This window comes from Actinosynnema sp. NPDC002837 (assembly GCF_040295345.1).
Lineage (GTDB): Bacteria > Actinomycetota > Actinomycetes > Mycobacteriales > Pseudonocardiaceae > Actinosynnema.
In genome coordinates, this window is the sequence record NZ_JBEOVG010000081.1 from 1 (window position 1) to 26,975 (window position 26,975).

The following is a 26,975-nucleotide window of genomic DNA, read 5'->3' on the forward strand; positions in this document are numbered from 1 at the left end:
GGCCGCCGCCGGCGCTGCCGCTCACCCCCAGCGGCAAGGTGGCCCGGGCGGCGCGGCGGTCGGTCCGTGCCCCGCGCGCGCGGGGCACGGACCGGACCCGCCCGTCGACCGCCACGCAACGGCGGTTGGCGGCGCTGTGGGAGAACCTGCTCAGCGCGCCGGAGGTGTTCGCCGAGGACGACTTCTTCGCGGTGGGCGGCAACTCGCTGCTCGCGGTGCGGTTGGCGTTCCGGGTGCGAGAGGAGTTCGGGGTCGAGGTGCCGGTCGCCGACCTGCACCGGGCCCGGACGCTGGCGGCGTGCGCGGCGGTGTTGGACGCGGCGACGGGCTCGGCGGCCTGCGGCGTGCCGATCACCCGGCGGGACCGGTCGGCCTACCTGGTGCCCGCGCCGCGCACGCCGGCGCGACCGGTCGCGGACCACCTGGTGCTGCCGAGCGGCGGTGACTGGGCGGCGTGGCGGTGGGTCGAGCTGCGCGGGACGGGATTCGTCGTCGAGCCGCTGCTGGCCGTGGCGAGCCCGGACGCGGCGCGCGCGGCGGAGGCGGTGCTGGCGGCAGAGGACGCGGTGGGCCAGGCGCGGTGGACGGCGTTCCGGGTGCTGCGGGAGGTCGAGGACCGGGCGCGCGGCGAGCGGCGGTCCGCATTGCGGCGGATCGGTCGGCTGGTGCGCAAGGGCCGGTTCGCCGAGGCCCGCGCGGCGCTGGCCGCGGCGCCGACGCCCGTGGCGGTCGCGCTGCCGATCGAGGAAGCGCCCGTGGCGCTGGTGGCGGGCTCCGCGAGGACCGAGGCCGACGGCGGACCGGCCGCGGTGCTGGTCGTCGGCCCGGAGGCCGGCGAGGACGCGGGCCCGTCGACGGCATCGGACAACGCGGAGGTCGATGCGGCGTTGGCGGCCGCCGAGGACGCCGCGACCCGGCACGACGCGCTGCTCGTCGAGTACGCGGCCCGGTTCGAGGCGGGCCGGGAGGCCGCCGCCGAGGTGCTGCGGGCCGTCAGCGGGGACGCCAGGTTCCGCGAAGCCGTGGCCTGGCAGAACCCCCGTGCCCTCCAGACCGCCGTCGACGCGTTGCACCGGGCGTTGTCCGGCGAACGCTCCGCGTCCCGCAACGTCGACTACCGGCGCTGGGAGCACACCGTCGTCAGCTACCTGCAGCGCTACTGCGCCAAGAACGACACCATCGGGTTCTTCGGGCCGGTCGGGTGGGCGAGGATCGAGGACGGCGCGCCCGCCGCGATCACCGCGAGACCCGGGCCCGACCTGATCGCCTCGCGCACCACCTACCTGGAGAACTGGGCCGTCCAGCAGCTGGCCGAGGCGTTGACCACGGACGCCGTGCGGCCGTGGGCGGTGCCGAGGCGGATGCCCTTCGTGGACGTCGTGGGCGACACCATGCACGTCCCGATGACCGATCCGGTGCGGCTGCCCGCGGCGGACGCGGCCGTCCTCGCCGCCTGCGACGGCCTGCGCCGCGCACCTGAGATCGCGCTCGACCTCGACCTGCCGCTCGACGGGGTGCTCGCCACCCTCGAACGGCTGCGGCAGGCCAAGCGGATCGCGTGGACGTTGGAGGTGCCGCCGGAGGCGTTGGTGCCGGAAACCGCTCTGCGCGAGCAGATCGCGGCCATCGGCGACCCGGAGGTCCGCGCCGGGGCCGAGCGGGCGCTCGACCGGATCGAACGGGGACGCGACGCGGTCGCCGCCGCCGTCGGCGACCCGGACCGGCTGGTGCGCGCCATCGACGGGTTGCACGAGACGTTCACCGCCATCACCGGCACGGCGGCCGTGCGTCGACCGGGCCTCTTCTACGCCGGTCGCACGGTGGTGCACGAGGAGTGCCGGCGCGACCTCGACGTCACCCTCTCCCCCGCGCTGGTGGAAACGCTGTGGACGCCGCTGTCGCTGGTGTTGGAAGCGGCGCGGTGGTTCACCTCCGCGGGCTCCGCGCTGTACGGGCGGGCGTTGCGCGAGGTGTACCGGGAACGGGTCGCGGCCACCGGTTCGGACCGCGTGCGGCTGGCCGACTTCTGGCTGTGGGCCAACGACACGATCTTCCGCCTCGACGAACGGCTGATCGGCAGGCTCGTCCGGGCCCTGCAGGACCGCTGGGCCAAGGCCCTCGGGCAGGCGCCGGCCGGGCGCGAGGCCCACTACCGGGTGAGCGACGTGCGGGACGCCGTGCTCAAGGCGTTCGCCGCGCCCCGGCCGGGGTGGCGCGGCGCGGTCCAGCACAGCCCCGACGTGCTGATCGCCGCACGGGACGAGGACGCGATCCGGGCGGGCGACTACCGGTGGGTGCTCGGCGAGGTGCACCCCGGCGTGAACACCATGCGGTCGGCGTTGTTCGTGTCCCAGCACCCCGACCCGGCCCAGCTGCGCGCGGCGATGCGGCACGACATGGCCGGGCCGCGGATCGTGCTGGCCACGACGCGCGAGGAAGGCGGCACGCCGCAGCGGCTCGCCGACGCCCTCGTCTCGCCCGACGACCTGAAGATCGTGTTCGGGCACGACGCGTGCGGGCCGGGGCTGCGCGACGCGGTGCCGGTCGGCGCGTGCGAGGTGACCGAGAGCGGCGGGCGGCTGGTGGCGCGCAGCCGGGACGGTCGGGTGGACGTCGACCTGGTCGAGCTGCTCAACGAGCAGGTCATGGCGCAGTTGGTGCAGCACTTCCGGCTGCTGCCCGCGGGCGCGCACACGCCCCGGGTCAGCCTGGACCGGTTGGTCGTCGCCCGGGAGGGCTGGCGGCTGCCCGCCGCGAGGTCGGCGTTCGCGTTCGCCCCGGACGAGGCGACCCGCTTCCTGCGGGCGCAGGCCTGGCGACGGGAGCACGGCATGCCGAGGTTCGTGTTCGTGAAGAGCCCGGTGGAGCACAAGCCGTTCTACGTGGATCTGGAGAGCCAGCCGTCGGTCGAGCTGTTCGCGCACGCGGTGCGCGCGCTGGACCGCGAGAAGCCCGACGTCCCGATGGGCGTGGGCGAGATGCTGCCCGGTCCGGACCAGCTGTGGTTGACCGACGCCGCGGGCGCTCGGCACACGGCGGAGTTCCGGGTGGTGGCGGTCGACCGGAGGGGTTGGCCGGAAGGTGTCGGTCTGAGGGGGGAGGGACCGCGGTGAGCGCGGTGACGAGAGAGGACGAGGTGTTCCGGTTCCCGGCCTCGTCGGGGCAGCGCAGGTTGTGGTTGGTCGACCAACTGCTGCCCGCGAGCCCGGTCTACAACATCGGCTGGCGGGTCGGCATCGACGGTCCGCTGGACGCCGAGGCGTTGCGGGTGGCGTTGAACGCGCTGGTCGCCAGGCACGAGGCGTTGCGGACGCGGTTCGCGGCCGAGGACGGCGTGCCGGTGCAGGTGGTTTCGGCGGCGTTGACGGTGCCGCTGGCGCGGCTGTCGGGTGACGTGGACGCGGTGGTGCGCGAGGAGGTCGCCCGACCGTTCGCGTTGCACGGCGGGCCGCTGCTGCGCGCCGGTCTGGTGGAGGTCTCGCCCGACGAGCACGTGCTGGTCCTCGTGCTGCACCACGCGATCGCCGACGGCTGGTCGTGCGCGGTGCTGTTCGACGAGCTGGCCGGGCTGTACGCGGCCGAGGTCGCCGGCGTGCCGCACGACCTGCCGGAGCTGCCCGTGCAGTACCCGGACTACGCGGTGTGGCAACGGGAGCAGGCAGACGGCGGCGCGTTCGCCGCCGACGAGGAGTTCTGGCGCGAGGCGCTGCACGGCGTGCCGACCGTGCTCTCGTTGCCGACCGACAAGGCGCGGCCGGCGACGCCCACCGGGCGCGGCGCGGAGCTGCGGGCGGAGCTGACCGTGCCGGACGGGTCGTTCGCCCGGCTGCTCGCGGTGTTCCAGTGCGTGCTGCACCGGGTGACCGGGCAGGCGGACTTCCTGGTGGCCACGCCGGTCGCGGCGCGCACCAGGCCGGAGACCGAGGGCTTGGTCGGCTTCGTGGCCAACACCCTGCCGCTGCGGGCGCGGTTCACGCCGGAGACCACGTTCGGCGAGGTGGTCGGCGCGGCCGAGGACGCGACCGTGGCCGCGCTCGCCCACCAGGACCTGCCGTTCGAACGGCTCGTGGACATCGCCGCGCCGCAGCGGACGCTCGCGCACGCGCCGCTGGTGCAGGTGATGTTCGCGGTCGAGCCCGTGCCGCCCGCGCGTGACGCCGGCCCGATCACGATCAGGCCCGAGGCGGTCGCGAACGGCGGCGCGAAGTTCGACCTGTCGTTGACCGTCGAACGGGCCGGTGACCGGTGGTTCGCGCGCTGGCAGTACGACTCCGCGCTGTTCACGCCCGAGACGGTCGCCGCGCTGCACTCGGTGTTCGCCGCCGCCGTGCACGCCTCCCCCGCCGACCGGGTCGCCGAGCTGTGGCTCGGTGACGACGCGCCGCAGGAACCCGCCGTCGAGGTGCCCGCGGAGACCGCCGCCGACCTGGTGTTCGCCGCGCTGGCCGAGCACCCGGACGCGGTCGCGATCGAGGGCGCGTTCACGTGCGGCGAGCTGGACCGGGCGGCGAACCGCCTGGCGCACGTGCTGGTGGCCGCCGGTGTGCGGCCGGACCAGCCGGTGGCGCTGTGCCTCGACCGGGGCGCGCCGATGGTGGTCGGCCTCCTCGCCGCGTGGCGGGCGGGCGCGGGCTACCTGCCGCTGGACCCGTCGTGGCCGCCGGCCCGGCTGACCGCGATGGCCGCCGGGTCCGACGTGCCGGTGCTCGTCACGGACGGCGCGTCGCGCGCGGTCACCGGACCCCTGACCGGGCCGTGGACCGAGGTCGACCTGGACACCGCCGAGCTCGACGCCCAACCGGACACGCCGCCACCCGCGGCGCGGCAGCACCCCGGCACGCTGGCCTACGTCATCCACACCTCCGGGTCCACCGGCAAGCCGAAGGGCGTGCGGTGCACCCAGGGCGGGCTGGCCGCGTTGCTGCGCGCCATGGGCGAGTTGATGCGGCTGACACCGGCCGACCGGCTCGCCTCGATCACCACGCCCGCGTTCGACGTGTCCACGGTGGAGATGCTCGCCCCGCTCATCAGCGGCGCGACGCTCGTGGTGGTCCCGGCCGACGACGTGGCCGACGGAGGGCTGCTGCGCGCGCGCATCGAGGAGACGAGGGCGACGGTCGTGCAGGGCGGTCCGGCGAGTTGGCGGATGATCGTCGCGGCCGGCGGTGTGCCCGCGCGCGTGCGGCTGCGGATCAGCGGCGGCGAGGCGATGACCCGCGACCTGGCCGACGACCTGCAGACCGACGGCGCGACCCTGATCGACGGTTACGGGCCCACCGAGACCACGGTGTACTCGGCCGCCGGTGTGGTCTCGCACGCGCCCGACCCCGTGCGGCTCGGGCCGGCGGTGAAGGGCACGTCGCTGCACGTGCTGGACCCGTTGCTGCGCCCGGTGCCGCCGGGCGTGATCGGCGAGCTGCACATCGGCGGCGCGGGCGTGGCCCGCGGCTACCACGGGCTGCCCGGCCTGACGGCGGAGAGGTTCCTACCCGACCCGTTCGGACCGCCCGGCGGGCGCCTCTACGCCTCCGGCGACCTGGTCCGCCGCCACGCCGACGGGAAGCTCGAGTTCCTCGGCCGCGCCGACCGGCAGCTCAAGGTGCGCGGCTACCGGATCGAGCCCGGTGAGATCGAGGCCGTGCTCCGCGCGCACCCGGACGTGGCGCAGGCCGTCGTCGTCGCCTGGTCCGCGCACGCCGCCGACGTGCGGCTGGTGGCGTACGCGGTGCCCGCCGACCCGGACGTCGGCGAGGAGGAGCTGCGCCGGCGGGTGCGCCCGCACCTGGCCGTGAGCCTGCCCGACTACATGCTCCCGGCGGCGGTCGTCGTGCTGCCGGAGCTGCCGCGCACCGGCACCGGCAAGATCGACCGCGACGCGCTGCCCGATCCGGTGTGGACGACCGACGACGTCGACCGGGTCGAGCCGCGTGACGAGGACGAACGGCGGCTGGCGCTGATCTGGCGCGAGGTGCTGAGCATGCCCGCGGACGCGCCGCTCGGCGTGCACGACAACTTCTTCGCCCTGGGCGGCCACTCGTTGACCGCGACCCAGATGCTGGCCCGGGTCCGGGTCGCGCTGGACGTGGACCTGCCGCTGGCGACGCTGTTCGCCGCGCCGACCATCGCCGAGCTGTGCGCGAACCTCGGTCGCGGCACGGGTCCGGTGGCCCGGGGGCCGGTGCCGCTGCTGGACCAGCTCGACGAGCTGTCCGACGAGGAGATCGACCGCCTGCTCGGCACGCTGGTCGACGAGGACGACGCATGAGCCGCGACGCGGTGGTGGTCGGCGCCGGGCTGGCCGGCTCGTTGACGGCCGTCTACCTGGCCCGACGGGGGTTCGGCGTGCGGGTGCTCGAACGGCGGGGCGACCCGCGGGCGCCGGGCGTGCGGGAGGAAGGCCGGTCGATCAACCTCGGCCTGTCCCAGCGCGGCATCGTGGCGCTGCGGGAAGTCGGCCTGCTGGAGCGGTTGGCGCCGCTGACCGTGCCCATGCGCGGCCGGGCGGTGCACCTGCCCGACGGCACGCTGCGCTTCCAGCCCTACGGCCTGGCCGAGGACCAGATCCTGCACTCCGTGCTGCGGCACGACCTGAACGTGGCGCTGGTGGACGAGGCCGAACGGCTCGGCGTCGGGTTCTCCTGGGGCTGCCGGGTGAGCGCCGTCGACCGCGCCAAGCCCGCCGTCACCACCGACGACGGGACCGTGCACACGGCGGACCTGATCATCGGCGCGGACGGGGCGTTCTCCGCCGTGCGCACCCACCTCGGCCGCGGCCTGCGGGTGGACCTGCACCAGGAGTTCCTGGAGTGGGGCTACAAGGAGCTGCTGATCCCGGTCGGGGACGACGGCGAGCCGCGCACCGAACTGCGGGCGTTGCACGTGTGGCCGGGTGACGACGGTCTGATCGTCGCGCACCCGAACGCGGACGGCTCGCTCACCGCGACGGTGTTCCTGCCGTTCGACGGCGAGCAGGGGTTCGCCGGGCTGACCGAACCCGAACGGGTGCGGTCGTTCTTCGCCCGCCGGTTCCCCGACACGCTCGTGCTCATCCCGGACGTGGTCGAGCAGTTCCTGGCGCACCCGCCCGCGAGCCTGGTCACCGTGCGCACCTCGCCCTGGCACGTCACCACCGACGAGGGACGCGGGGTGGTGTTGATCGGCGACGCCGCGCACGCCGTGTACCCGTTCTTCGGCCAGGGCATGAACGCGGCGTTCGAGGACTGCTCGGTGCTCGACCGGTGCCTGGCCGCGCACCCGCACGACCTGCCGCGGGCGTTGGCGGAGTTCGAGCGCTCACGTCGACCGCACACCGACGTGCTGGCGGAGCTGTCCAAGCGCAACTTCGTGGAGCTGCGGGACAAGCTGCGCTCACCGCTGTTCACCGCGCGCAAGAAGGTGGACCTCGCGTTGCACCGGATGTTCCCGAACGCGTGGGTGCCGCTCTACACCCTGATCTCGCACACCACGGTCCCCTACGGCGAGGCGTTGGCGCGGGCGCGGCGGCAGGACCGCGTGCTCGGCGGCGTCACGGCCGCGGTGACCGGTGCGGCGCTGGCGGCCCTGACCCGCCGGTCCCGGAACAAAGGCAGGTGGAGTTGATGCTGATCCATCCGACCCACCAGGCCCACCCCCTGGTCGAGCCGGCGGACTTCGCCGCGCCTCGGCTGCCCGACGCGGTCGCGGCGCACGAACCGGCGCTGCGGACGGTGTTCGAGTGGGCCGGTGAGTACCTGTGCGGACCGCACCCGGACCTGGGGCGGAGGGGCGCGGTGTGCCCGTTCACCGACACGTCCCTGCAACGCGGGCTGTTCTACCTGTCCGTGCACACCGGCGTGCCGGAGCAGCCGGACGAGCTGGCCGCGTTGCTGCTGCACTACCGCGACTGGTTCGCCGAGCTGGAGCCGAAGAAGGGTCCGGGCGCGCAGTTCAAGACCATCGTGGTGCTGTTCCCGGACCTGACCGAGTTCGGCGTGGTCGACCGGGCCCAGGAACTGCTGAAACCGGAGTACACCCGCGGCGGGCTGATGCTGGGCGAGTTCCACCCCGGCCCGCCGCAGAAGGCAGGTCTGTGGAACCCGGTCTTCCGGCCGCTGCACAGCCCCGTGCCGCTGCTGGCGATCCGGCACATGGTGCCCACCGACTTCCCGTTCCTGCGGGACGACGACACGACCGTGGCCGCCTACCTGGAGCGCTTCGGCGACCGCGTGCCCACGCACCTGCGTGACCACGTCCGCGCGGCGGCGGACCGGCTGACCAGGTCGGGGAGCACGTCATGACCGATCTGCGGGACACCGGCGCGGCGGCTGCGGCGTCGGCGCGCAAGCGGGAGCTGTTGGCACAACGGCTGCGGGCACGGGCCGCCGCGCCCACCGCCTACCCGTTGTCGTTCGGGCAGCAACGCCTGTGGTTCCTGGACAAGTTCTCCCCCGGCAGCGCCGTCTACAACGTGCCCCTCGCGCTGCGGCTGCGCGGCACGCTCGACCAGGTCGCGTTGCAGCGCGCGTTGGACACCCTGGTCACCCGGCACGCGTCGCTGCGCACCACGTTCCCCGACTCGGGCGGCGAGCCCGTGCAGCTGGTCGCGCCCACCGGCACGGCCACCCTCACCACCCACGACCTCCCCGACGGGGACCGTGACGCGGAGGCACAGCGGTTCGCCGACGAACGCGCCGGCATCGGGTTCGACCTGCACCGGGGCCCGCTGTTCGCGACGAGCCTGGGCCGGTTCGCCGACGACGACCACGTGCTGGTGCTCAACCTGCACCACATCATCGCCGACGCGTGGTCGCTGTCGGTGCTGCTCGGCGAGCTGGGTCAGGCCTACGACGCGGCGCTCGGCGGCCGCGACCCCGACCTGCCCGCGCTGACGCTGCACTACCCGGACTTCGCGGTCTGGCAGCGGGACCGGGTGACCGAGCTCGCCGCCGGGCACCTCGACTTCTGGACGCGCCACCTCGCGGGCGCGCCGGAGCTGCTGACCCTGCCGACCGACCGGCCACGGCCGCCGGTGGTCACCCACCGGGGCGCGCTGCGGTACGGCCACGTCCCGATCCGACCGCTGGAGGAGCTGGCCCGCGCGCACGGCGTCACCGTGTTCATGGTGCTGCTGGCCGCGTTCGCGGCCCGGCTCGGCCGGTTGGCCGGTCAGGACGACGTGGTGGTCGGCACCCCGGTCGCCGGGCGTTCCCACCCGGACCTGGAGGGCCTGATCGGGTTCTTCGTCAACACGCTCGCGCTGCGGACACCGGTCGGCGGCGATCCGACGTTCACCGAGCTGCTGGCCCGGACCCGGCAGGTCGCCGCGGACGGTCTCGCGCACGCCGACCTGCCGTTCGAACGGCTGGTGGAGCACCTGAGCCCGCGGCGGAGCACCGGGCACGCGCCGGTCTACCAGGCCCAGCTGATCTTCACCAACACCCCGCCGCTGGACGTCGAGCTGACCGGGCTGGACGTCACGCCACTGGTGCCCGACCCGAAGGTGGCGAAGTTCGACCTCACGCTCGCCGCCGACCCGCAGGGCGACACGCTCGCTTTGGGCGTCGAGTACAACACCGACCTGTTCGACGCCTCGACCGTCGCCGAGTTCACCGATCGGCTGATCGCGCTGCTCACCGCCGCCGCCGAGCACCCGGAGAAGCGGATCAGCGAGCTGGACGGGCTGACCGGCGTGCGGCGGTGGGAGGTGCTGGAGGGCCTCAACGCCACCGACCTGCCGCTGCCGCCCGCGCGCACCGCGTTGGACCTGGTCACGGGGCACGGCACGGCGGTGTCCGGGGTGGACTCACGGCTGACGTACGCGGAACTGGACACCCGGGCCGAGCGGATCGCCGCCCTCCTCCGGGCGCACGGCGTGGGCCTCGGGTCGGCGGTGGCGCTGTGCCTGCCGCGCACCCCGGACCTGGTGGCCGCCGTCCTCGGCGTGTGGAAGGCCGGCGCCGCGTACGTGCCGCTGGACCCGGGCTGGCCCGCGGACCGGTTGACGGCGATGCTGGCCGACTCGGGCGCGGCCGTGCTGGTCTCAGAGCACGAGCTGCCGTTCGGCGGCACGGTCTTGGGCCTCGCCGACGCGGACCGCTTCGAGCCGGCGCCCCAGCCGTGCCCCGCCTCCGGCGAGGACCTGGCGTACATCATCTACACGTCCGGTTCGACGGGCACGCCCAAGGGCGTCGAGGTGCCGCACCGGGCGGTGGTGAACCTGCTGGTGTCGTTCCAGCACCTCTTCACCCTCACCCACGCCGACCGGCTGGCCGCCGTGACCACGCTGTCGTTCGACATCTCGGTGCTGGAACTGCTGCTGCCGCTGACCGCGGGCGCGGAGGTGCTGGTCGTGCCCGCCGACGTGAGCGCGGACGGTGCGGCGTTGCGGGACCTGCTGGTCGACCGCGAGGTCACCGCGCTGCAGGCGACCCCGGCGACGTGGCGGCTGCTGCACGCGGCCGGTGGCGTGCCCGCCGGGGTGGCGACCCGGATCTGCGGCGGCGAGGCGCTGCCGCGCGACCTGGCCGACGACCTGCTGACCGACGACGCGGTGCTGTGGAACGCGTACGGGCCGACCGAGACCACGGTCTGGTCGTCCGCGGGACTGGTCGAGCCCTCGCCCGCGCCGGTGGTGCTGGGTCCGCCGATCGGCAACACCCGGCTGTACGTGCTGGGTCCGGGGCTGGAACCGGTGCCGCCGGGCGTGGTCGGCGAGCTGCACATCGGCGGCGCGGGGGTGGCGCGCGGCTACCACGACCGGCCGGAGCTGACCGCGAGCCGGTTCGTGCCGGACCCGTTCGCCGAGGAGCCCGGACGGCGGCTGTACGCGACGGGCGACCTGGTGCGGCAGCGGTCGGACGGCACGCTGGAGTTCCTGGGTCGGTCCGACCACCAGGTGAAGGTGCGCGGGTTCCGGATCGAGCTCGGCGAGGTCGAGGCCGCGTTGCTGGCGTCCGTCGAGGTGCGCGAGGCGGTCGTGCTGGCCGCCGACGAACGGCTCGTCGCCTACGTGGTGCCCGCGGACGTGCCACGGGAGGGGTTGTGGTCGCGGCTGCGGGCCGGGTTGGCGCAACGGCTGCCGGACTACATGCTGCCCGCCACCGCGGTGGTGCTGGACGCGTTCCCGTTGACGCCCAACGGCAAGACCGACCGCAAGGCGCTGCCCGCGCCGGTGTGGGACGTCGACGGCGAACGGGTGCCGCCGCGCGACGCGGTGGAGGAAGTGCTGGCGGGCATCTGGGCCGAGGTGCTGGGCGTGCCGGGAGTGGGCGTGCACGACGACTTCTTCGCCTTGGGCGGCCACTCGCTGCTGGCGGCGAAGGCGCTGGCCAGGGTGCAGGCCGCGTTCGCCGTGACGGTGCCGATCGGCCGGATGTTCGCCGCGCCGACCGTCGCCGGTGTCGCCGTCGCGCTCGCCGCCCTGGACGACCCGGCCCGGGTCGCCGCGGTCGCCGAGCTGCGCCTGCAACTGGCCGGGATGTCGGCCGAGGAGGTCGAGTCGATGCTCGGTGAGGCTCGATGAGCGCGCGGGCCGGTGTGCGCCGGTTCGCCGTGGTGTGGGCCGGGCAGCTGGTGTCGGTGATCGGCTCCGCGCTGACCGCGTTCGTGCTCGGCGTGTGGGTCTACCTGGGCACGGGGTCGGTGACGACGTTCGTGCTGATCCAGTTCTGCGCGGTGGTGCCGGGCATCCTGCTCGCGCCGTACGCGGGCGCGCTGGCCGACCGCCACGACCGCAGGAAGATCATGCTGGTCGCGGACTCCGGCGCGGGCGTGGTGACGGCGCTGCTGCTGGTGGCCGTGGCGACGGACTCGCTGGCGGTGTGGCAGGTCTACGTGGCCACGGCGCTGACCGCGACGTTGAACTCGTTCCACATCATCGCCTACACGGCCCTGGTGCCCGCGTTGGTGCCCAAGGAGCACCTGGGGCGGATCAACGGGCTGATGCAGATCACGCAGGGCGTGCAGATCGCCGCGCCGCTGGTCGCCGGTGCGCTGCTCGGCGTGGTGGGGCTGCGGGGTGTGCTGCTGATCGACCTGGTGTCGATGGTGTTCGCGGTCGGCGCGTTGCTGCTGGCCCGGCTGCCCGACGAGGCCGTGCGGCCGGCCGGCGCCGGGGAGCCGGGGCGCGAGGGCATCGGCGCGGGCTTGAGGTGGCTGCGCGGCGCGCCCGGGTTGTTCGCCTTGTTCGCGGTGTTCGGGGTGTGGAACTTCCTGTTCGCCATCGCGGGCGGGTTGGTGCAGCCGCTGATCCTGTCGTTCTCCGGTCCCGCGACGCTCGGCGTGCTGATGGCCGCGGGCGGCAGCGGGTTGTTCGTCGGCGGCCTGGTGATGGGCGTGTGGGGCGGCCCGGCCCGCCGGGTGCACGGCATCTGCCTCGGGATCGCGCTGGGCGGGGTGTTCCTGGTGCTGCACTCGCTGGCGCCGTCGCCGTGGCTGATCGGGATCGCCGCGCCCGCGTTCCTGTTCACCCTCCCGCTGATCAACACGTGTTGCGTGACGTTGTTGCAGACCAAGGTCGACCCGGCGGTGCTGGGCCGGGTGCTGGCCGTGGTGCGGGTGGTCGGCACCGCCGCGATGCCCGTCGCGTTCCTCCTGATCGGCCCGCTGACCGACGGCGTGGCCGAGCCCTTGATGGCGGCCGACGGCCCGCTCGCCGGTGGTGTCGGCGCGCTCATCGGCACCGGCGAGGGCCGCGGCATCGCCCTGATCTTCCTGGTCGTCGGCGTGCTGATGCTCGCCTTGGCGGCCTTCGCCTGGACGCGGCCGCGCCTGCGGACCGTGGACGACCTGCCCGACGCGGTGGCCGACGAGACGCCGTCACCTGAAAGGACACTGGGATGACCGAGCTCTCCGACCACCGCGAACGCCTGCTGGCCAAGCTGCTCGCCGAACGCGGCCTGGCCGCCGCGCCCCGCCAGGCGGTGCCACGCCGCCCCGACGGCGCGGTCGTGCCGCTGTCGGGCAACCAGCGCGGCCTCTGGCTGACCGGGCGGCTGGGCCTGGACGCGGGCGCGTACGTCATGTTCGCCGCGCTCCGGGTCGCCGGCGAGGTGGACGAGGACCGGCTGCGCGCGGCCGTGCGGACCGTCATGGGACGGCACGAGGCGTTGCGCACCCGGATCGTGGACGTCGACGGCGTGCCCGAGCAGCAGGTGGTGGACGACGTGCCCGCCGACGTCGCGTTCTCGTCGGTCGACGGCGAGGACGAGCTGGACGCCTTCCTCGTGTCCGAAGTGGACACGCCGTTCGACCTGGCCGTCGCGCCGTTGCTGCGGGTGCGGGTGGTGCGGGTCGGTCCGGGCGACACGGCGGTCGTGTTCAGCGCGCACCACATCGTGTGCGACGACCTCTCCCTCGGCGTGGTCGCGGGCGAGGTCGGCGACGTCTACGCGGGCGTGACGCCCGAGCCCGTCGGGGCGCAGTTCCCCGACTACGTGCACTGGCAGGCCGACCGGCTCGCCGACGGCGAGCGGCAGCGGCAGCTGGACCACTGGCACGACCGCCTGTCCGGCGCGCCGGCCGTGCTCGACCTGGCGCTGGACCGGCCGCGGACGCCGAACCGCACCACCGCCGGCGGCAGCCACCGGTTCACCGTGCCCGCCGCGCTGGCGGGGAAGCTGGCCGAGGTGACCCGCGCGCACGGCTGCACCACGTTCGCCGGCCTGCTGGCCGCGTTCGGCGTGCTGCTGGCCCGCCGGTCGGGCGCGGACGACCTGGTGATCGGCTCGCCGACCACGCACCGGCCGTTCCCCGAGCTGGAGCGCTCGGTCGGCATGTTCGTCACCACCACCGCGCTGCGGCTGGACCTGTCCGGCGACCCGACCGTGGCCGACCTGCTCAGCCGGGCCCGCGCCACCGCGATCGACGCGCTCGACCACGCCGAGGTGAGCTTCGACGAGGTCGCCGCCCAGGTCGCGCCGCGCCGCGACCTCGCGCACCACCCGTTGTTCCAGGTGATGCTGGTGCTCAACCGGGGCGACGCCACCGGCTCGTGGGCCGGGATGGACGCCGCGGAGCTGCCGGTCGACCGCGAGACCAGCCGGTTCGACCTCACGCTGCACGTGCGGGAGACCGACGGCGACTGGCCCGCGAACCTCGACTACAGCACGGACGTGTTCGACGCGGACACCGTGGCCCGGCTGGCCGACCACCTGCTCGCGGTGCTCGCCGCGCTGGTGGCCGACCCGTCCGCCCGGCTGTCCGCGGTGGACACGACCACGGAGGCCGACCGCCTCGCCGCGGGCCGGCTCAACGGCGAGCCGCAGGACGCCCTGGACCCGGCGCTGTCGCTGCGCCACGCCACCGTGCTCACCCGGATCGCGGAGCAGGTCGCCGCGCACCCCGACCTCACCGCGGTGCTCGACCTGGCCGACGGCACGGAGGTGACGTTCGCGCAGCTCGACCGGCGGGCCAACCGGGTCGCCCACGTGCTGACCGGGTGGGGCGTCGGTCCCGAGACGCCGGTCGGCCTGGCGTTGAAGGCCGGGCCGGACGCGCTGGTGGCGCTGCTGGCCGTGCTCAAGGCCGGTGGCGCGTACGTGCCGCTCGACCCAGCGCACCCGCCCGCGCGGCTCGCCGGACTGCTGGCCGACTGCGGCGCGCCCGTGGTGATCACCGCGCCGGGCTCCCGGGACCGGTTCGGCGAGTTCCACGGCGCGTTGCTGGACACCACCGACGACGCGTTCACCGGCGAGGCCGACGCGCCGCCGGCCGCGGACGTGCCCGACGACGGGTTGGCGTACATCGTCTACACGTCCGGGTCGACCGGTGTGCCCAAGGGCGTGCAGGTGCAGCACGACACGCTCGCGAACCTGACCGGCGCGTTCGTCGACCTGCACGGGTTCGCGCCCGGTCAGCGGATCCTGATGATCCCGCCGTTGAGCTTCGACGCGTCGGTGGGCGACGTGTTCCCGGCGTGGTGCGCGGGCGCGGCGGTCGTCGTGCACCCCGAACCGGCCGCGATCGGCGGCGCGGACCTGCTCAAGCTGTGCGCCGAGCACGCCATCACCGCCGTCGACTCGCCGGCGGCGCTGTTCAAGCGCTGGGTGTCGGACCTGGCGGGCCTCGACGTCGACCCCGGTCCGCTGGCCGTGATGATGATCGGCGGCGAAGCGGTGCCGACGGCGACCGTCGCCGAGTGGGCAGCGCTGACCGGCGGGAAGGTCGCGCTGGTCAACCACTACGGCCCGACCGAGACCACGGTCTGCGCCACGGCCCACCGCACGGTCGACGCGTCGGAGGTCGACCCGCGGGCCGCCACGGTGCCGATCGGGCGACCGCTGCCCGGCGTGCGGGCGTACGTGCTCGACCCGGACCTGCGCACGGCTCCCGTCGGCGTGCCCGGCCAGTTGCACATCGGCGGCCTCGCACCCGCGCGCGGCTACCGCAACGACCCGGAGCGCACGGCGTCGGTGTACCTGCCCGACCCGACCGTCCTGGGCGGTCGGATGTACGCCACCGGCGACCTCGTGCGGCTGCTGCCCGATGGCACGCTGGAGTTCCTCGGCCGGGTGGACGACCAGGTCAAGCTGCGCGGTCACCGCATCGAGCCGGGCGAGGTGCGCTCCGCGCTGCTGGCGCACCCGGCGGTCGCCGAGGCCGCGGTGGCGGTGCGCGGCGACACCCTCGTCGCCTACGTCGTGCCCCGAGCGGAGGCGCCCGCGTTGGACGAGCTGCGGGCGTTCTGCGCCGGACGGCTGCCGGACGCGATGCTGCCCGGCGCGGTCGTGGTGCTGGACGGGCTGCCGCTCACCCGGCACGGCAAGGTCGACGTGGCGGCGCTGCCCGACCCCGACCCGGCGGCCCGGCTGACGCCGTACGAGCCGCCGCGCACCCCGGTCGAGCGGACGTTGGCCGAGGTCTGGTCGGAGGTGCTGGACGTGCCGCTGGTCGGTCGCCGGGACAGCTTCTTCGGCCTGGGCGGGCACTCCCTGATCGCCGCCGCCGTGCTCGCCAGGGTCCGCTCGCTGCTGGGCGTCACGGTGCCGTTGCGCGCCTTGTTCGCCACCGCCGACCTCGCCGAGCTGGCCGAGGTGGTGGAGCAGGCCGCCGCGTCGGACCACACGTTCGCCAAGCGCTACAAGTCCGGCCTGCCCTCCGTGCCGGAGATGCGGGTCGACGCGACCCCGCCGGACGACATCGAGGTGCGGCACCCGGTGCGGACGGGGCCCGCGCAACGGGTGCTGCTGACCGGCGCCACCGGGTTCCTCGGCGCGCACCTGCTGGCCGAGCTGCTGGCCCGCACGGACGCCGAGGTGCACTGCCTGGTCCGGGCGGAGACGCCGGCCGTCGCCCTCGCGCGCGTCCGCGCCAACCTGCGTCGCGCGCACCTCGACGTGCCCGAGGAGCGGTTGGCCCGGGTGGTGCCGGTGGTCGGCGACATGTCGCAGCCGCTGCTCGGCCTGGAGGAGAAGGACTTCGACGCGCTGGCCGAGAGCATGGACGCGATCTACCACAACGGCGCGGTGATGAACTTCGTCCTCACCTACCAGTGGATGATGCCGCCGCACGTGGGCAGCACGGTGGACGTGCTGCGGCTGGCGACCCGGTACTCGACCAAGCCGCTGCACCTGATGTCGACGCTCGGCGTGTTCCTCGGCGCGAACTACGACAAGCAGCTGATCACCGAGGCCGACCGGCCGGAGGACCCGACCGGGCTGGACACCGGCTACCACACCACCAAGTGGGTGGCCGACATGATGGGCGTGCTCGCGCGGGACCGGGGCGTGCCGGTGTCGATCCACCGCATCGCCGCGATCGTGGGCGACGTGCGCACCGGCACGGCGAAGACCGAGTCGTACCTGAGCAGGCAGATCGCGACCTGCGCGCACGCGGGCGCGGTGCCGCGGACGCCGGACGTGATCGACATGCTGCCGGTCGACCGGCTCGCGGGCGCGATCGCGGGCATCTCGACCCGGCCGGCGCCGCACGGGCAGGACTTCCACTACTACCGGGCCGACGGGTTCACCTACGCCGACCTGGGCGAGGTGCTCACCGCGAAGGGCTACCCGACCCGCCTGCTGGAGTACGCCGACTGGCGGTCGTTGATGCTGGAGAGCCCGGACAGCGCGTTCGGCCCGCTGGCGTTCGGCCTGACCACCACGCACCGGGCGCACCCGGTGTTCGACTGCTCGACCACGTGGGCCGCCGCGGCGTCGTGCGGGGTCCAGTTCCCGCCCGCCGACGCGGAGATGATCGCCCGGCACGTGGACTTCCTCGCCGCCGCGGGCGTGCTGCCGGAAAGGGGCTGACCATGCCACTGCACCTGGGACCGGACGACGGTCCGCCGTCGTTCCACGACCTGCTCGCCACCGCGGGCTACCGGGCCGTCGCGGCGGGGCTGCGACTCGGGGTGTTCGACGCGCTGGCCGACGGCCCCCGGCCGGTGGGTGCGCTGGCCTCCGCGCTCGGCGCCGACCCGCGCGGCACCGGGCTGCTGGCCGAGGCGCTGGTGTCGTTCGGGTACCTGACCCGCGGGCCGGACGGGTACGCCAACACCGCCGAGACCGCGAAGTGGTTGGCGGGCGGCGGTTACTCCGAAGTGGACAAGTTCTGGTCGGTGGTGCTGTTCGAGTCGTGGGAGGGCTTGGAGGAGTCGGTGCGCACCGGCAAGCCCGCGATCGACTTCTACGCGTGGCTCGCCGAACGGCCGGAGGTGCTGCGCCGGTTCCAGGGCATGCTGTCCGGGCACGCCGACGCGATCGCGCCCGAGGTGGCCTCGATCGTGCCGGTCGGATCGACGGTGCTGGACGTCGGCGGCGGGCACGCCAAGCACGCGATCCGGCTGTGCTCGACGCACCCCTCGCTGCACGCGACGGTCGTCGACCTGCCCGACGCCTTGGCGGTGGGCGCGGCGGCGGTTACCGACGCGGGCCTGTCCCGGCGGATCACCTTGCGCGCCGGCGACTACGACACGCTCGACCTCGGCGAGGGCTACGACACCGCGCTGCTGTTCAACGTCGTCCACGGCCGACCGGCGGCGGCGAACGAGGAGCTGCTGGCGCGGGTCGCGGCGGCTCTCCGGCCCGGCGGCGCGGTCGTGCTGCTGGAGCACGACGAGCACTCCCCCGACCTCGCGTCCGACGCCTTCGCCCGCGTCTTCAGCCTCAACCTGTTCCACGGCCAGGGCGGTCAGGTCTACGGCACGGAGAAGATCACCGCCTGGCTCACCGCAGCAGGCTTCGGCGCCCCCGTCGCCCATCCCCTGACCACCTCACCCGGCCAGTCCCTCCTGGTGGCCCACAAACCCTGACCCGCGTGCCCTGCGGCTCAGGACGCGGGTCGACACCACGCCGAGCACGACGACCCACCCGGCGAGCAGCAGGGACGTCGTGCGCGGCGTGACCAGGTCGAGCAAGAGCCCCGCGGCGGCGGCGCCCACCGGCGTCGCCGCCCAGATCAGCAGGCCGAACGTGGCGCCGACGCGGCCGAGCAGGTGGTCGGGCGTGACCTCCAACTGGTAGCTGAGCGCGGCCACGCCGAAGCACGGCATCGACACCGTGAACAGGGCCAGCACGACACCCACCGCGACCAACCCGTCGGCGAACGCCAACGCCACCCAGAGCACGCCTTGCAGCCACACCACCGCGAGCAGCAGCCGGAACAACCCCATGCGCGCCTTGAGCTTCGGCGCGATCACCGCCCCCACGACCCCGCCGACGCCCAGGGCCGCGAACAACCCGCCGATCGCGGCCGGTGACGCGTGCCGCGCCGCCACGATCGCGACCAGCGCGACACCGGAGATCGCCACCTGCAACCCGGCGGCGGTGACCGCGATCGAGCGCAGCGCCCGGTGGCCCCACAGCCACCGCACGCCCTCGCCGATCTCGGCGCGCAAGCCGTCGCGCGACCGCGCGGGTTCGCCCCGGAAGTCGGCCCTCACCAGGGAAAGGCACAGCGCCGACGCCAGGAACGACACCGCGTCCACCAGGAACGGCAGCCCGCGGAACACCTGCAGCAACGCGCCGCCGACCGGCCCGGCGAGCACGCCCGTGGCCGCCTGCGCGGTCTCCGCAGCGGACACGGCGCCGGTCAGCTGGTCCTTGCCGACCACGTTGGGCAGCACGGCGTTCTCGGCGGCGGAGAAGAACACGTGCAGCACGCCACCGACGAACCCGGTGACGAACAGGTGCGCCGGGGTCAACGCGGACAACGCCAACGCCACCGGCACGGTCGCCATGTTCACCGCACGGCCGAGGTCGCACAGCACCATCGTGCGCCGCCGGTCCCAGCGGTCCACCAGCGCGCCCGCGGGCAGGCCCAGCACCAGGTACGGCAGCGCGCGCACGGCCGCCAACGCCCCGGCCACCGCCGCGGAGCCGGTCAGCGCGAGCGCCAGCAACGGGTACGCGAGCTGCGACACCCCGTTGCCGAACGACGACAGCGCCTGCCCCGCCCACACCAGCCGGAAGTCGCGGACCCGCCACACGCTCACGAGAACCGCTCCCACGCCGACTGCCTGCTCATCCCGAGCGCGGCGCCGATCCGCGCCCACGTGACGCCCCGGCCGCGCAGTTCGGCGACCCGGTCCCTGAGCCCGGTCTCGACCTGGCTCGCGGTGGCCGCGATGCGCGGCAGGTGGGCCAGCAGCTCGTCGTCCGACATCACCGACCACTCCGGCACCGTCACGTCGGACATCCCGTCGCCGGCCTCCAGGATCGCCACGCACGCCGACACGCACCCGTCGCAGATGTAGACGCCCGGCCCGCTGATGATCTTGCGCACGTCGGCGGCGGCCTTGCCGCAGAACGAACAGCCCGGCGGGTACGTCATCGGCCCTCCAGAGTTGTCAGGCATTGCCTGACAACTCTAGCCGTGATCACCGAATGCCATCGAACCGGCCTCGAACCTCCCGATTCGTCCCGTTCTGGGGGAGGATGCGCTCCTCCCGATCCGGGCTCGACGCAGAAACGCAGGTGATCACCGTGGATTCCGCCCTGACGAGCGTCGGCCTCCCGATCGCGCTGGCCGTGGTCATGTTCGGGCTCGGGCTGTCGCTGACGGTCGCCGACTTCGCCCGGATCGCGCGCGAGCCCCGCGCGGTGGCGGTCGCGCTGGCCACCCAACTGGTCCTGCTGCCCCTGGTGTGCTTCGGGCTGGTGGTCGCCCTGGACCTCGACCCCGTGCTCGCGGTCGGCATGATGCTGCTGGCCGCGTCGCCCGGCGGCACCACGGCGAACCTGTTCAGCCACCTGTTCCGCGGCGACGTCGCGCTCAACATCACGCTGACGGCGGTGAACTCGGTGCTCGCCGTGGCCACGCTGCCGCTGGTGGTGAACCTGGCCCTCGACCACTTCGAGCCCGCCGCCGAGGGCGCGGTGGGGCTGGAGTTCGGCAAGGTCGCGCAGGTGTTCGCGATCGTGCTGGTGCCGGTGGTGCTCGGCATGGCGGTGCGCCGCCGGTCGGCCGCGTTCGCCGACCGCGCGGACAAGCCGGTGCGGATCTTCTCGGGCGTGGTGCTGGTGGCCGTGATCGTGGGCACGATCGTCGCCGAGCGGGAGAACGTCGGCGAGTACCTGGCCGACATCGGGCTGGTCACCGCGCTGTTCTGCGCGTGCAGCCTGGCCGCGGGCTACCTGTTCCCCCGGTTGGCGCGGGTCGGCAAGCGGCAGGCGATCGCGTCGGCGTTCGAGGTGGGCGTGCACAACAGCACGCTGGCGATCACGGTCGCGATCACCGTGCTGGGCAGCGAGCGGCTGGCGGTGCCGGCCGCCGTCTACGGCGTGGTGATGTTCCCGCTCGCCGCCGCGGCCGGGTTCCTGCTGTCCCGCACGAGGACCGAGCGCGACGCCGTGCTCGACTGAACGCCGAGCGCCGGTACGCCGGACGGACCAGGCCTGAGCCGATTTATCGGGGTGACCGATAGTCCGCTCGGATGAGACCGCACGCCGGCCCGACAAAGCAGTGCGTAACCGGCAACCCGCATGCCACCCTTCCGTGCTCACCCAAAAGTGTCACGAAGGGGCGAATCGGACCATGCGATTACTACGCCGCGCACAACTTTCACCGCGTTCGAGACGCGTGACCGCCGTGGCCGCCGCGACCATCGTGGTCGCCGCCACCACGGCGGCACTCCCGCCGACGGCCTCCGCCGCCGTGCCGACCGGCTTCACCGACACCCTCGCCATCGGTGGCCTCACCACGCCCACCGCCGTCTCGTTCGCACCGGACGGGCGGGTGTTCATCGCCGAGAAGAGCGGCCTGATCAAGGTCTTCGACTCGCTCGCCGACACCACCGCGACCGTGTTCGCCGACCTCCGACCGCAGACGCAGGACTTCTGGGACCGCGGCCTGCTCGGCCTGGCGGTGGACCCGCAGTTCCCGACCCGCCCGTACGTCTACGTCGCCTACACCTACGACGCCGCGCCCGGCGGCACGCACCCGCGCTGGGGCGACCAGTGCCCCACCCCGCCCGGCGCCACCGACCAGGGCTGCGTCGTGACCGGCCGGGTCTCCAAGCTCACCGCGGGCGCCGGCGGCACGATGACCGCCGAGCAGCCGCTGGTCACCGACTGGTGCCAGCAGTACCCGAGCCACTCCATCGGCACGGTCGCCTTCGGCCCCGACGGCGGCCTGTACGTCGGCGGCGGTGACGGCGCGAGCTTCAACTTCACCGACTACGGCCAGGTCGGCAACCCGTGCGCCGACCCGCCGTCGCCCGCGGGCACGAACCTCACCGCGCCGACCGCGCGCGGCGGCGCCCTGCGCGCCCAGTCGATCCGCCGCCCGGCGGGCGAGCCGGTGAGCCTCGACGGCACGATCGTCCGCATCGACCCCGACACGGGCGCGGGCCTGGCCGGCAACCCGTTCGCGGGCAACGCCGACGCCAACGCCAAGCGCGTCATCGCCCACGGCCTGCGCAACCAGTTCCGCTTCGCGTTCCGGCCCGGCACCGAGGAGCTCTGGGTGGGCGACGTCGGCTGGAACACCTGGGAGGAGGTCAACCGGATCGCCGACGTGAACGACGCGACGGCGGAGAACTTCGGCTGGCCGTGCTACGAGGGTTCCGCGCGCCAGGGCGGGTACGACGGCGCGAACCTGACGTTGTGCGAGTCGCTGTACACGGGAGCGGGCCAGACCACGCCCTACTACGCCTACAACCACTCGGCGAAGGTCGTCGCGACCGACCCGTGCCCCACCGGCGGGTCGTCGATCTCCGGCATCGCGTTCGAGTCCGGCGCCAACTACCCGCCCGCCTACGACGGCGCGCTGTTCTTCGCCGACAGCTCGCGCGGCTGCATCTGGGCCATGCAGACCACCGCGGGCCAGCCGGACCCGGCCAAGCTGGTGCCGTTCGTGACCGGCGTGAACGTGCCGGTGCAGATCACCACCGGCCCCGGCGGCGACCTGTTCTACCTCGCGCTGGGCGCGGGCCAGCTGCGCCGGGTCTCCTACCCGACCGGCAACCGCGCGCCGACCGCCGTCGCCACGGCCACCCCGCAGTCCGGGGCCGCGCCGCTGGCCGTGCAGTTCAGCGGGACCGGCTCGACCGACCCGGACCCCGGTGACACCCTGACCTACGCCTGGGACCTCGACGGCGACGGCCAGCACGACGACTCCACCTCCGCCACCCCGACGCGCACCTACACCGCGCAAGGCGCGGTCACGGTGGGGCTCAGGGTGACCGACCAGTCCGGCGCGACGGGCACCACCTCGGTCACCGTCACGGTCGGCACACCGGTCGCGGAGGACCCCGTGCCGGTGATCGACGCGCCGACCGCGCCGCTGAACTGGTCGGTGGGTCAGCAGGTGCCGTTCACCGGCCACGCGACCGACCCGCAGGACGGCGCGCTGCCCGCGTCCGCGTTGAGCTGGAAGCTGAGCATCCAGCACTGCGCGACCAGCGGCTCGTGCCACGAGCACGTGGTGCAGAACTGGGCGGGCGTGGCATCGGGCTCGTTCATCGCGCCCGACCACGAGTACCCGTCGTACCTGGACCTCACGCTGACCGCCACGGACTCGTCGGGGCGCACCAAGAGCACCACGACGAAGCTCGACCCGCGGACGGTGGCGCTGACGTTCACGTCGAACCCGAGCGGTTTGCAGCTCAGCGTCGGCGGCACGGCGCAGACCACGCCGTTCACCCGCACGGTGATCGTCGGGTCGAACAACTCGATCAGCGCGCCGAGCCCGCAAGGCGGCGCGCTGGTGTTCCGCTACCGGTACAGCAACTGGTCCGACGGCGGGGCGCAGACGCACAACATCACCGCGCCCGCGACCGCGACGACGTACCAGGCGAACTACACGCTCTGCCTGTGCTGACATGGCCGACCGGCCGCGGACGGGCGTCCGCGGCCGGTCGTCGTCGGGTCAGGCGATGGTCGCCGGGAACCGGTCCCACACGCGGTGCGTGCCGAGCAGCTCCTGGACCTGGCCGAACACGGCCTCCGGGGTGTCGCCGACCACGATGCCGAGGTCGTCGGCCTCGCACCCGGCCTCGAGCAGCGCGGTCTGGCCCGAGCCCCACGCGCCGATCGCCTTCGCGTGCCGGTAGCACTCCTGGACCATCAGCACCACGCGCGGGTCGACGGTGGCGGCGGGGGCGCCGGCCTTGTCGTCACGGGCGGGGATCGCGTCCGGGGCGGGCGGTGGCGCGGCGGCCAGCAGCAACGCGTCGAACTCGACCGAGCGGGCGGTCAGGAACGTCCGCTGCGCCACCAGCCCGTCCGCCAGCTGCCCGCCGCGAGCGGCGATGACCAACGGCACCATGCCGCCCGCGCTGATCGACTGGCGCAGGGCGTTCAGGCCGTCGAGGCTCGCCGGGTCGTCGGCGTCCACCACGATGCCGATCATCCGGCCCTCCGTCGGCCACACCTGCCCGATCTGGGACACCGCCGGGCTGGGCGCGACCTCGGCCGCGGGCTCGGTCGCCGCCGGCGCGGGCAGCCCGAGACCGGCGGCCACCAGGGCGCACAGCTCGGCGTCCACGTTGGCGAGCACGCGCAGCTCGCGTTCCTTGATCGCCTGCTCGTAGCACTTGCCCAGCTCGAACGTGAACGCCCGCACCAGGTGCTCCTTCTCCACCGGGCTCAGGCTCCGGTAGAACAGCCGGGGCTGGGTGAAGTGGTCGGCGAACGACGCGGGCGCGCGGCGCTCCTTGACCCCCTCGGCCACCGGGGCCGGGAACTCGACGTACGCGCCGGTCTCCAGACCCGCCATGAACGGGCAGCCGCCGTCGAGGGTGTTCGGCTTGTACGGCGCCACGCCGCTGTGCACGGCGTGCTGGTGGAAGCCGTCGCGCAGCATGTCGTTGACCGGGGCGTGCGGGCGGTTGATCGGGATCTGGTTGAAGTTCGGCCCGCCGAGCCTGCTGAGCTGCGTGTCGATGTAGGAGAACAGGCGGGCGTGCAGCAGCGGGTCGTCGGTCACGTCGATGCCCGGCGGCAGGTGGCCGAGGTGGAAGGCGACCTGCTCGGTCTCGGCGAAGAAGTTGGTGGTGTTGCGGTTGAGCGTGAGCATGCCGATCGCCTGGACCGGCGCCAGCTCCTCCGGCACGATCTTGGTCGAGTCGAGCAGGTCGATGCCCTCGAAGGTCTGCTCGGGGGTGTCCGGGAAGACCTGGATGCCCAGCTCCCACTGCGGGAACGCGCCGGACTCGATCGCGTCGAACAGGTCCCGCCGGTGGAAGTCGGGGTCGACGCCCGCGATCAACTGCGCCTCCTCCCACAGCAGGGAGTGCACGCCGAGCTTCGGCTTCCAGTGGAACTTGGCCAGCGACGTCGTGCCCTCGGCGTTGACCAGCCGGAACGTGTGGACGCCGAAGCCCTCCATCATCCGGTAGGACCGCGGCACGGCCCGGTCGGACATCTGCCACATCACGTGGTGGGTGGCCTCGGTGTGGGTGGAGACGAAGTCCCAGAACGTGTCGTGCGCGCTCTGCGCCTGCGGGATCTCCCGGTCCGGGTGTGGCTTGGCGGCGTGGATGATGTCCGGGAACTTGATGCCGTCCTGGATGAAGAACACCGGGATGTTGTTGCCGACCAGGTCGAAGGTTCCCTCGGCGGTGTAGAACTTCGTGGCGAAGCCCCGGGTGTCACGCACGGTGTCGGCGGAACCGCGTGAACCCACGACCGTGGAGAACCGGGTGAACACCGGGGTGGTCACGCCTTCGGCCAGGAAACCGGCCTTGCACACGTTCGTGGCATTTCCGTAGCCCACGAACACGCCGTGGACGCCCGCGCCTCGCGCGTGGACCACCCGTTCCGGGATGCGTTCGTGGTCGAAGTGGGTGATCTTCTCGCGCAGGTGGTGGTCCTGCAGCAGTGTCGGTCCGCGCGCGCCCGCCTTGAGCGAGTGGTCGGTGTCGTACAGGCGAGCGCCCGTCGACGTGGTCAGGTACTCGCCCTGCTGCTCCCTGGTGTCCGCCGCGGCGCCGGTCTCCGCGCCGGTCGCGGTCCGCGTCTGGGGTGAGGCCTGGTCCGGTTTGCGCGGCAGCGGCCCCTGCGGCTCGTCCGGCGGGTCCAGCGGCGGCGGCGCGCTGCCCGGTGTGCCGGGGACGGGCGGCGTGACCAGGTCGGCGACCTTCTCCACGGCCTTGTCCAGCGCTTCCTTCACGACCTTGGCCGGTTTGAACGCGTCCACGTGCTCCTCCTCGTCGGCAGTCTCACGCCGACTACCCAGGGTGGAGCGAACTACACGCGGCGTCCGCCGGTCGTTCAGAGGGAGATGAGGCCCGCTTTGGTGGGCCGGAACCCGCAGCTGTCGAAGTAGAACGGCTCGAGGTGGTCGTCGAAGTCGACGTGGAGCCACTCGCAGCCGGCGGCTCGCGCGCCGTCCACGGCCGTCGCGACGAGTTGTCGTCCGACGCCCTGACGGCGCGCGGTCGCGGTGACGAGGGTGTCGAGGACGAAGGCGTGGATCGCGCCGTCCCAGGCGACGTTGACGAAACCGACGAGGGCGTCGTCGCGGCGTGCGGTGACCCAGCCCAGGCTGTGCCGGGTGACCTGGCCCCACCAGTCGTCGTCCAGGGTGCGGTGGTCGAACCCTTCCGCGTGCAGTGCGTTGACCTCGGGGTTCTCGAACCGGCCGCGCCACTGGTAGTCGATCATCCGCGAAGCGTACGGAAGCAGGAGGTGGTGAGAGCTTTCGCAGCACGAAGGACGGACTTCGCGCGCCCCCGCCCACGACGGGTAATCGGTCGACGGATCGGCCCGGCGGGCCGCACCATGGGCGCACCATGACCGGTTCCCTGTTCGCGCCTCCCCTGGTGGTGCCCACCATCGGTCCGCTCGCCCGCGCGGCGGCCGATCGTGGGCTGGCCGTCGTGTCCTCGGTGTCGGTCGTTCCGGCGGGACCGGTGCACTACTACGGCGGGCCGTTGTTCGCCGACCGCGTCGCCGCGCGGCTGGGCCTCGGTCTGCTCGAACCGGCCGACGACTGGCTCCCCGGGCTGCCGCGGGAGCTGGTCGGCCGGCGGATCCGTGCGACGACCCTGGCCGAGGCCCGCGCCCGGTCCGGTCGGGCGTTCGTGAAGCCGCCGTCGAGCAAGAGCTTCCCGGCACGCGTGTACGAGCACGGTGGCGAGTTGCCCGCGGACCTGCCGGACGACACGGCCGTGCTGGTGAGCGAGGTGGTCGGGTTCGCCGCCGAGTTCCGGCTGTTTCTGCTGGACGGGAAGGTGCGCACGGGTTCTCGGTACGCGACTTGGGGCCGCTTGGACCCGGCGCCGCTCGACTCCTGCTCGGCGGCGGCCCGGGTGCGCGTGTTCGCGGCGGCGTTGCCCGGGTTGCCCGGCGCGGTCGTGGTGGACGTCGGGCTGACCGGTCCGCCGGACGACCCCCGTGCGGCGGTGGTCGTGGTGGAGGCGAACATGGCGTGGTTCAGCCAGATCTACATGTCCGATCCGGCGCGGGCGCTCGACGTGGTGCTGCGCGCGGCGGGGCCGATCGACGACGTGGCGGTGTCCGACCACCCGTTCGTGCGGCGGCATCCGACCGTGGTCTGACCTGGCACCCCGGACCCCGGGCCGATCCGCTCCGAGCCCTTCGTTGAGATCGTCT

Annotated in this window: 15 protein-coding genes; 11 read left to right on the forward strand and 4 right to left on the reverse strand. The window is 73.9% G+C overall.

The window, feature by feature from the left end; all coding sequences use genetic code 11:
- The 8 genes from ABTZ99_RS35365 to ABTZ99_RS35400 all read left to right on the forward strand — a co-directional run.
- Nucleotides 1-3,113, forward strand: a 3,113-nt coding sequence (locus tag ABTZ99_RS35365; protein ID WP_499617636.1) for a lantibiotic dehydratase, incomplete at its 5' end; no start/stop codon positions are given.
- A gap of 5 nt (nucleotides 3,114-3,118) precedes the next feature.
- A complete protein-coding gene (locus ABTZ99_RS35370; protein WP_499617638.1) occupies nucleotides 3,119-6,265 on the forward strand; it encodes an amino acid adenylation domain-containing protein in 3,147 nt (1,048 codons plus the stop codon).
- On the forward strand, nucleotides 6,262-7,599 hold the full coding sequence (locus ABTZ99_RS35375) for an FAD-dependent oxidoreductase (protein ID WP_498779053.1): 1,338 nt from the start codon (nucleotides 6,262-6,264) through the stop codon (nucleotides 7,597-7,599). Before ABTZ99_RS35370 ends, ABTZ99_RS35375 begins: the two co-directional genes overlap by 4 nt.
- On the forward strand, nucleotides 7,599-8,276 hold the full coding sequence (locus ABTZ99_RS35380; protein WP_498779054.1) for a DUF6875 domain-containing protein: 678 nt from the start codon (nucleotides 7,599-7,601) through the stop codon (nucleotides 8,274-8,276). The genes ABTZ99_RS35375 and ABTZ99_RS35380 overlap by 1 nt, the downstream gene beginning before the upstream one ends.
- Nucleotides 8,273-11,500, forward strand: a complete 3,228-nt coding sequence (locus ABTZ99_RS35385) for an amino acid adenylation domain-containing protein (protein ID WP_499617641.1) — start codon at nucleotides 8,273-8,275, stop codon at nucleotides 11,498-11,500. The genes ABTZ99_RS35380 and ABTZ99_RS35385 overlap by 4 nt, the downstream gene beginning before the upstream one ends.
- The gene (locus tag ABTZ99_RS35390) at nucleotides 11,497-12,819 is read left to right on the forward strand and encodes an MFS transporter (protein ID WP_499617643.1); all 1,323 of its coding nucleotides are present in this window, start codon (nucleotides 11,497-11,499) and stop codon (nucleotides 12,817-12,819) included. The genes ABTZ99_RS35385 and ABTZ99_RS35390 overlap by 4 nt, the downstream gene beginning before the upstream one ends.
- The gene (locus ABTZ99_RS35395) at nucleotides 12,816-17,228 is read left to right on the forward strand and encodes a non-ribosomal peptide synthetase family protein (protein ID WP_499617644.1); all 4,413 of its coding nucleotides are present in this window, start codon (nucleotides 12,816-12,818) and stop codon (nucleotides 17,226-17,228) included. The genes ABTZ99_RS35390 and ABTZ99_RS35395 overlap by 4 nt, the downstream gene beginning before the upstream one ends.
- Before the next feature lie 2 nt (nucleotides 17,229-17,230).
- Entirely contained in the window at nucleotides 17,231-18,229 is a 999-nt protein-coding gene (locus ABTZ99_RS35400; protein ID WP_499617645.1) for a class I SAM-dependent methyltransferase, read from the forward strand.
- Here the strand turns inward: ABTZ99_RS35400 and ABTZ99_RS35405 are convergent.
- Both ABTZ99_RS35405 and ABTZ99_RS35410 read right to left on the reverse strand, forming a co-directional pair.
- Nucleotides 18,191-19,426, reverse strand: coding sequence for an MFS transporter (locus ABTZ99_RS35405; protein WP_499617646.1), 1,236 nt, complete (start codon nucleotides 19,424-19,426; stop codon nucleotides 18,191-18,193). The two genes, ABTZ99_RS35400 and ABTZ99_RS35405, sit on opposite strands and share 39 nt — an antisense overlap.
- Nucleotides 19,408-19,749, reverse strand: a complete 342-nt coding sequence (locus ABTZ99_RS35410; protein ID WP_499617647.1) for a ClpX C4-type zinc finger protein — start codon at nucleotides 19,747-19,749, stop codon at nucleotides 19,408-19,410. Before ABTZ99_RS35410 ends, ABTZ99_RS35405 begins: the two co-directional genes overlap by 19 nt.
- A 152-nt stretch (nucleotides 19,750-19,901) precedes the next feature.
- Here ABTZ99_RS35410 and ABTZ99_RS35415 point away from each other — a divergent pair, with 152 nt between their 5' ends.
- Nucleotides 19,902-20,780 carry a bile acid:sodium symporter family protein gene (locus ABTZ99_RS35415; protein WP_499617648.1) on the forward strand — a complete coding sequence of 293 codons (879 nt, stop codon included), beginning with the start codon at nucleotides 19,902-19,904 and terminating at the stop codon, nucleotides 20,778-20,780.
- Between the two features lie 172 nt (nucleotides 20,781-20,952).
- Complete coding sequence (locus ABTZ99_RS35420; protein ID WP_499617649.1) at nucleotides 20,953-23,238, forward strand: PQQ-dependent sugar dehydrogenase; 2,286 nt, start codon at nucleotides 20,953-20,955, stop codon at nucleotides 23,236-23,238.
- Nucleotides 23,239-23,286: 48 nt separating this feature from the next.
- Here the strand turns inward: ABTZ99_RS35420 and ABTZ99_RS35425 are convergent, their stop codons facing one another.
- A complete protein-coding gene (locus ABTZ99_RS35425) occupies nucleotides 23,287-25,557 on the reverse strand; it encodes a catalase (RefSeq protein ID WP_499617650.1) in 2,271 nt (756 codons plus the stop codon).
- Between the two features lie 74 nt (nucleotides 25,558-25,631).
- Nucleotides 25,632-26,024 (reverse strand): GNAT family N-acetyltransferase, encoded by a 393-nt coding sequence (locus tag ABTZ99_RS35430; protein ID WP_499617651.1) that lies wholly within the window; start codon nucleotides 26,022-26,024, stop codon nucleotides 25,632-25,634.
- Between the two features lie 128 nt (nucleotides 26,025-26,152).
- Between ABTZ99_RS35430 and ABTZ99_RS35435 the strand changes: the two genes are divergently transcribed.
- Nucleotides 26,153-26,920: an ATP-grasp domain-containing protein gene (locus ABTZ99_RS35435; RefSeq protein WP_499617652.1), complete on the forward strand. Its 768-nt coding sequence runs from the start codon at nucleotides 26,153-26,155 to the stop codon at nucleotides 26,918-26,920.
- The last annotated feature ends 55 nt before the right edge of the window (nucleotides 26,921-26,975 follow it).

What these genes read in the sequence shown, in the direction of transcription:
- ABTZ99_RS35420 (WP_499617649.1), top strand. Translation starts at nt 20,953, where the DNA reads ATGCGATTACTACGCCGCGCACAACTTTCACCGCGTTCGAGACGCGTG.
- ABTZ99_RS35395 (WP_499617644.1), top strand. Translation starts at nt 12,816, where the DNA reads ATGACCGAGCTCTCCGACCACCGCGAACGCCTGCTGGCCAAGCTGCTC.
- ABTZ99_RS35390 (WP_499617643.1), top strand. Translation starts at nt 11,497, where the DNA reads ATGAGCGCGCGGGCCGGTGTGCGCCGGTTCGCCGTGGTGTGGGCCGGG.
- ABTZ99_RS35435 (WP_499617652.1), top strand. Translation starts at nt 26,153, where the DNA reads ATGACCGGTTCCCTGTTCGCGCCTCCCCTGGTGGTGCCCACCATCGGT.
- ABTZ99_RS35410 (WP_499617647.1), bottom strand. Translation starts at nt 19,749, where the DNA reads ATGACGTACCCGCCGGGCTGTTCGTTCTGCGGCAAGGCCGCCGCCGAC.
- ABTZ99_RS35380 (WP_498779054.1), top strand. Translation starts at nt 7,599, where the DNA reads ATGCTGATCCATCCGACCCACCAGGCCCACCCCCTGGTCGAGCCGGCG.
- ABTZ99_RS35375 (WP_498779053.1), top strand. Translation starts at nt 6,262, where the DNA reads ATGAGCCGCGACGCGGTGGTGGTCGGCGCCGGGCTGGCCGGCTCGTTG.
- ABTZ99_RS35385 (WP_499617641.1), top strand. Translation starts at nt 8,273, where the DNA reads ATGACCGATCTGCGGGACACCGGCGCGGCGGCTGCGGCGTCGGCGCGC.
- ABTZ99_RS35400 (WP_499617645.1), top strand. Translation starts at nt 17,231, where the DNA reads ATGCCACTGCACCTGGGACCGGACGACGGTCCGCCGTCGTTCCACGAC.
- ABTZ99_RS35430 (WP_499617651.1), bottom strand. Translation starts at nt 26,024, where the DNA reads ATGATCGACTACCAGTGGCGCGGCCGGTTCGAGAACCCCGAGGTCAAC.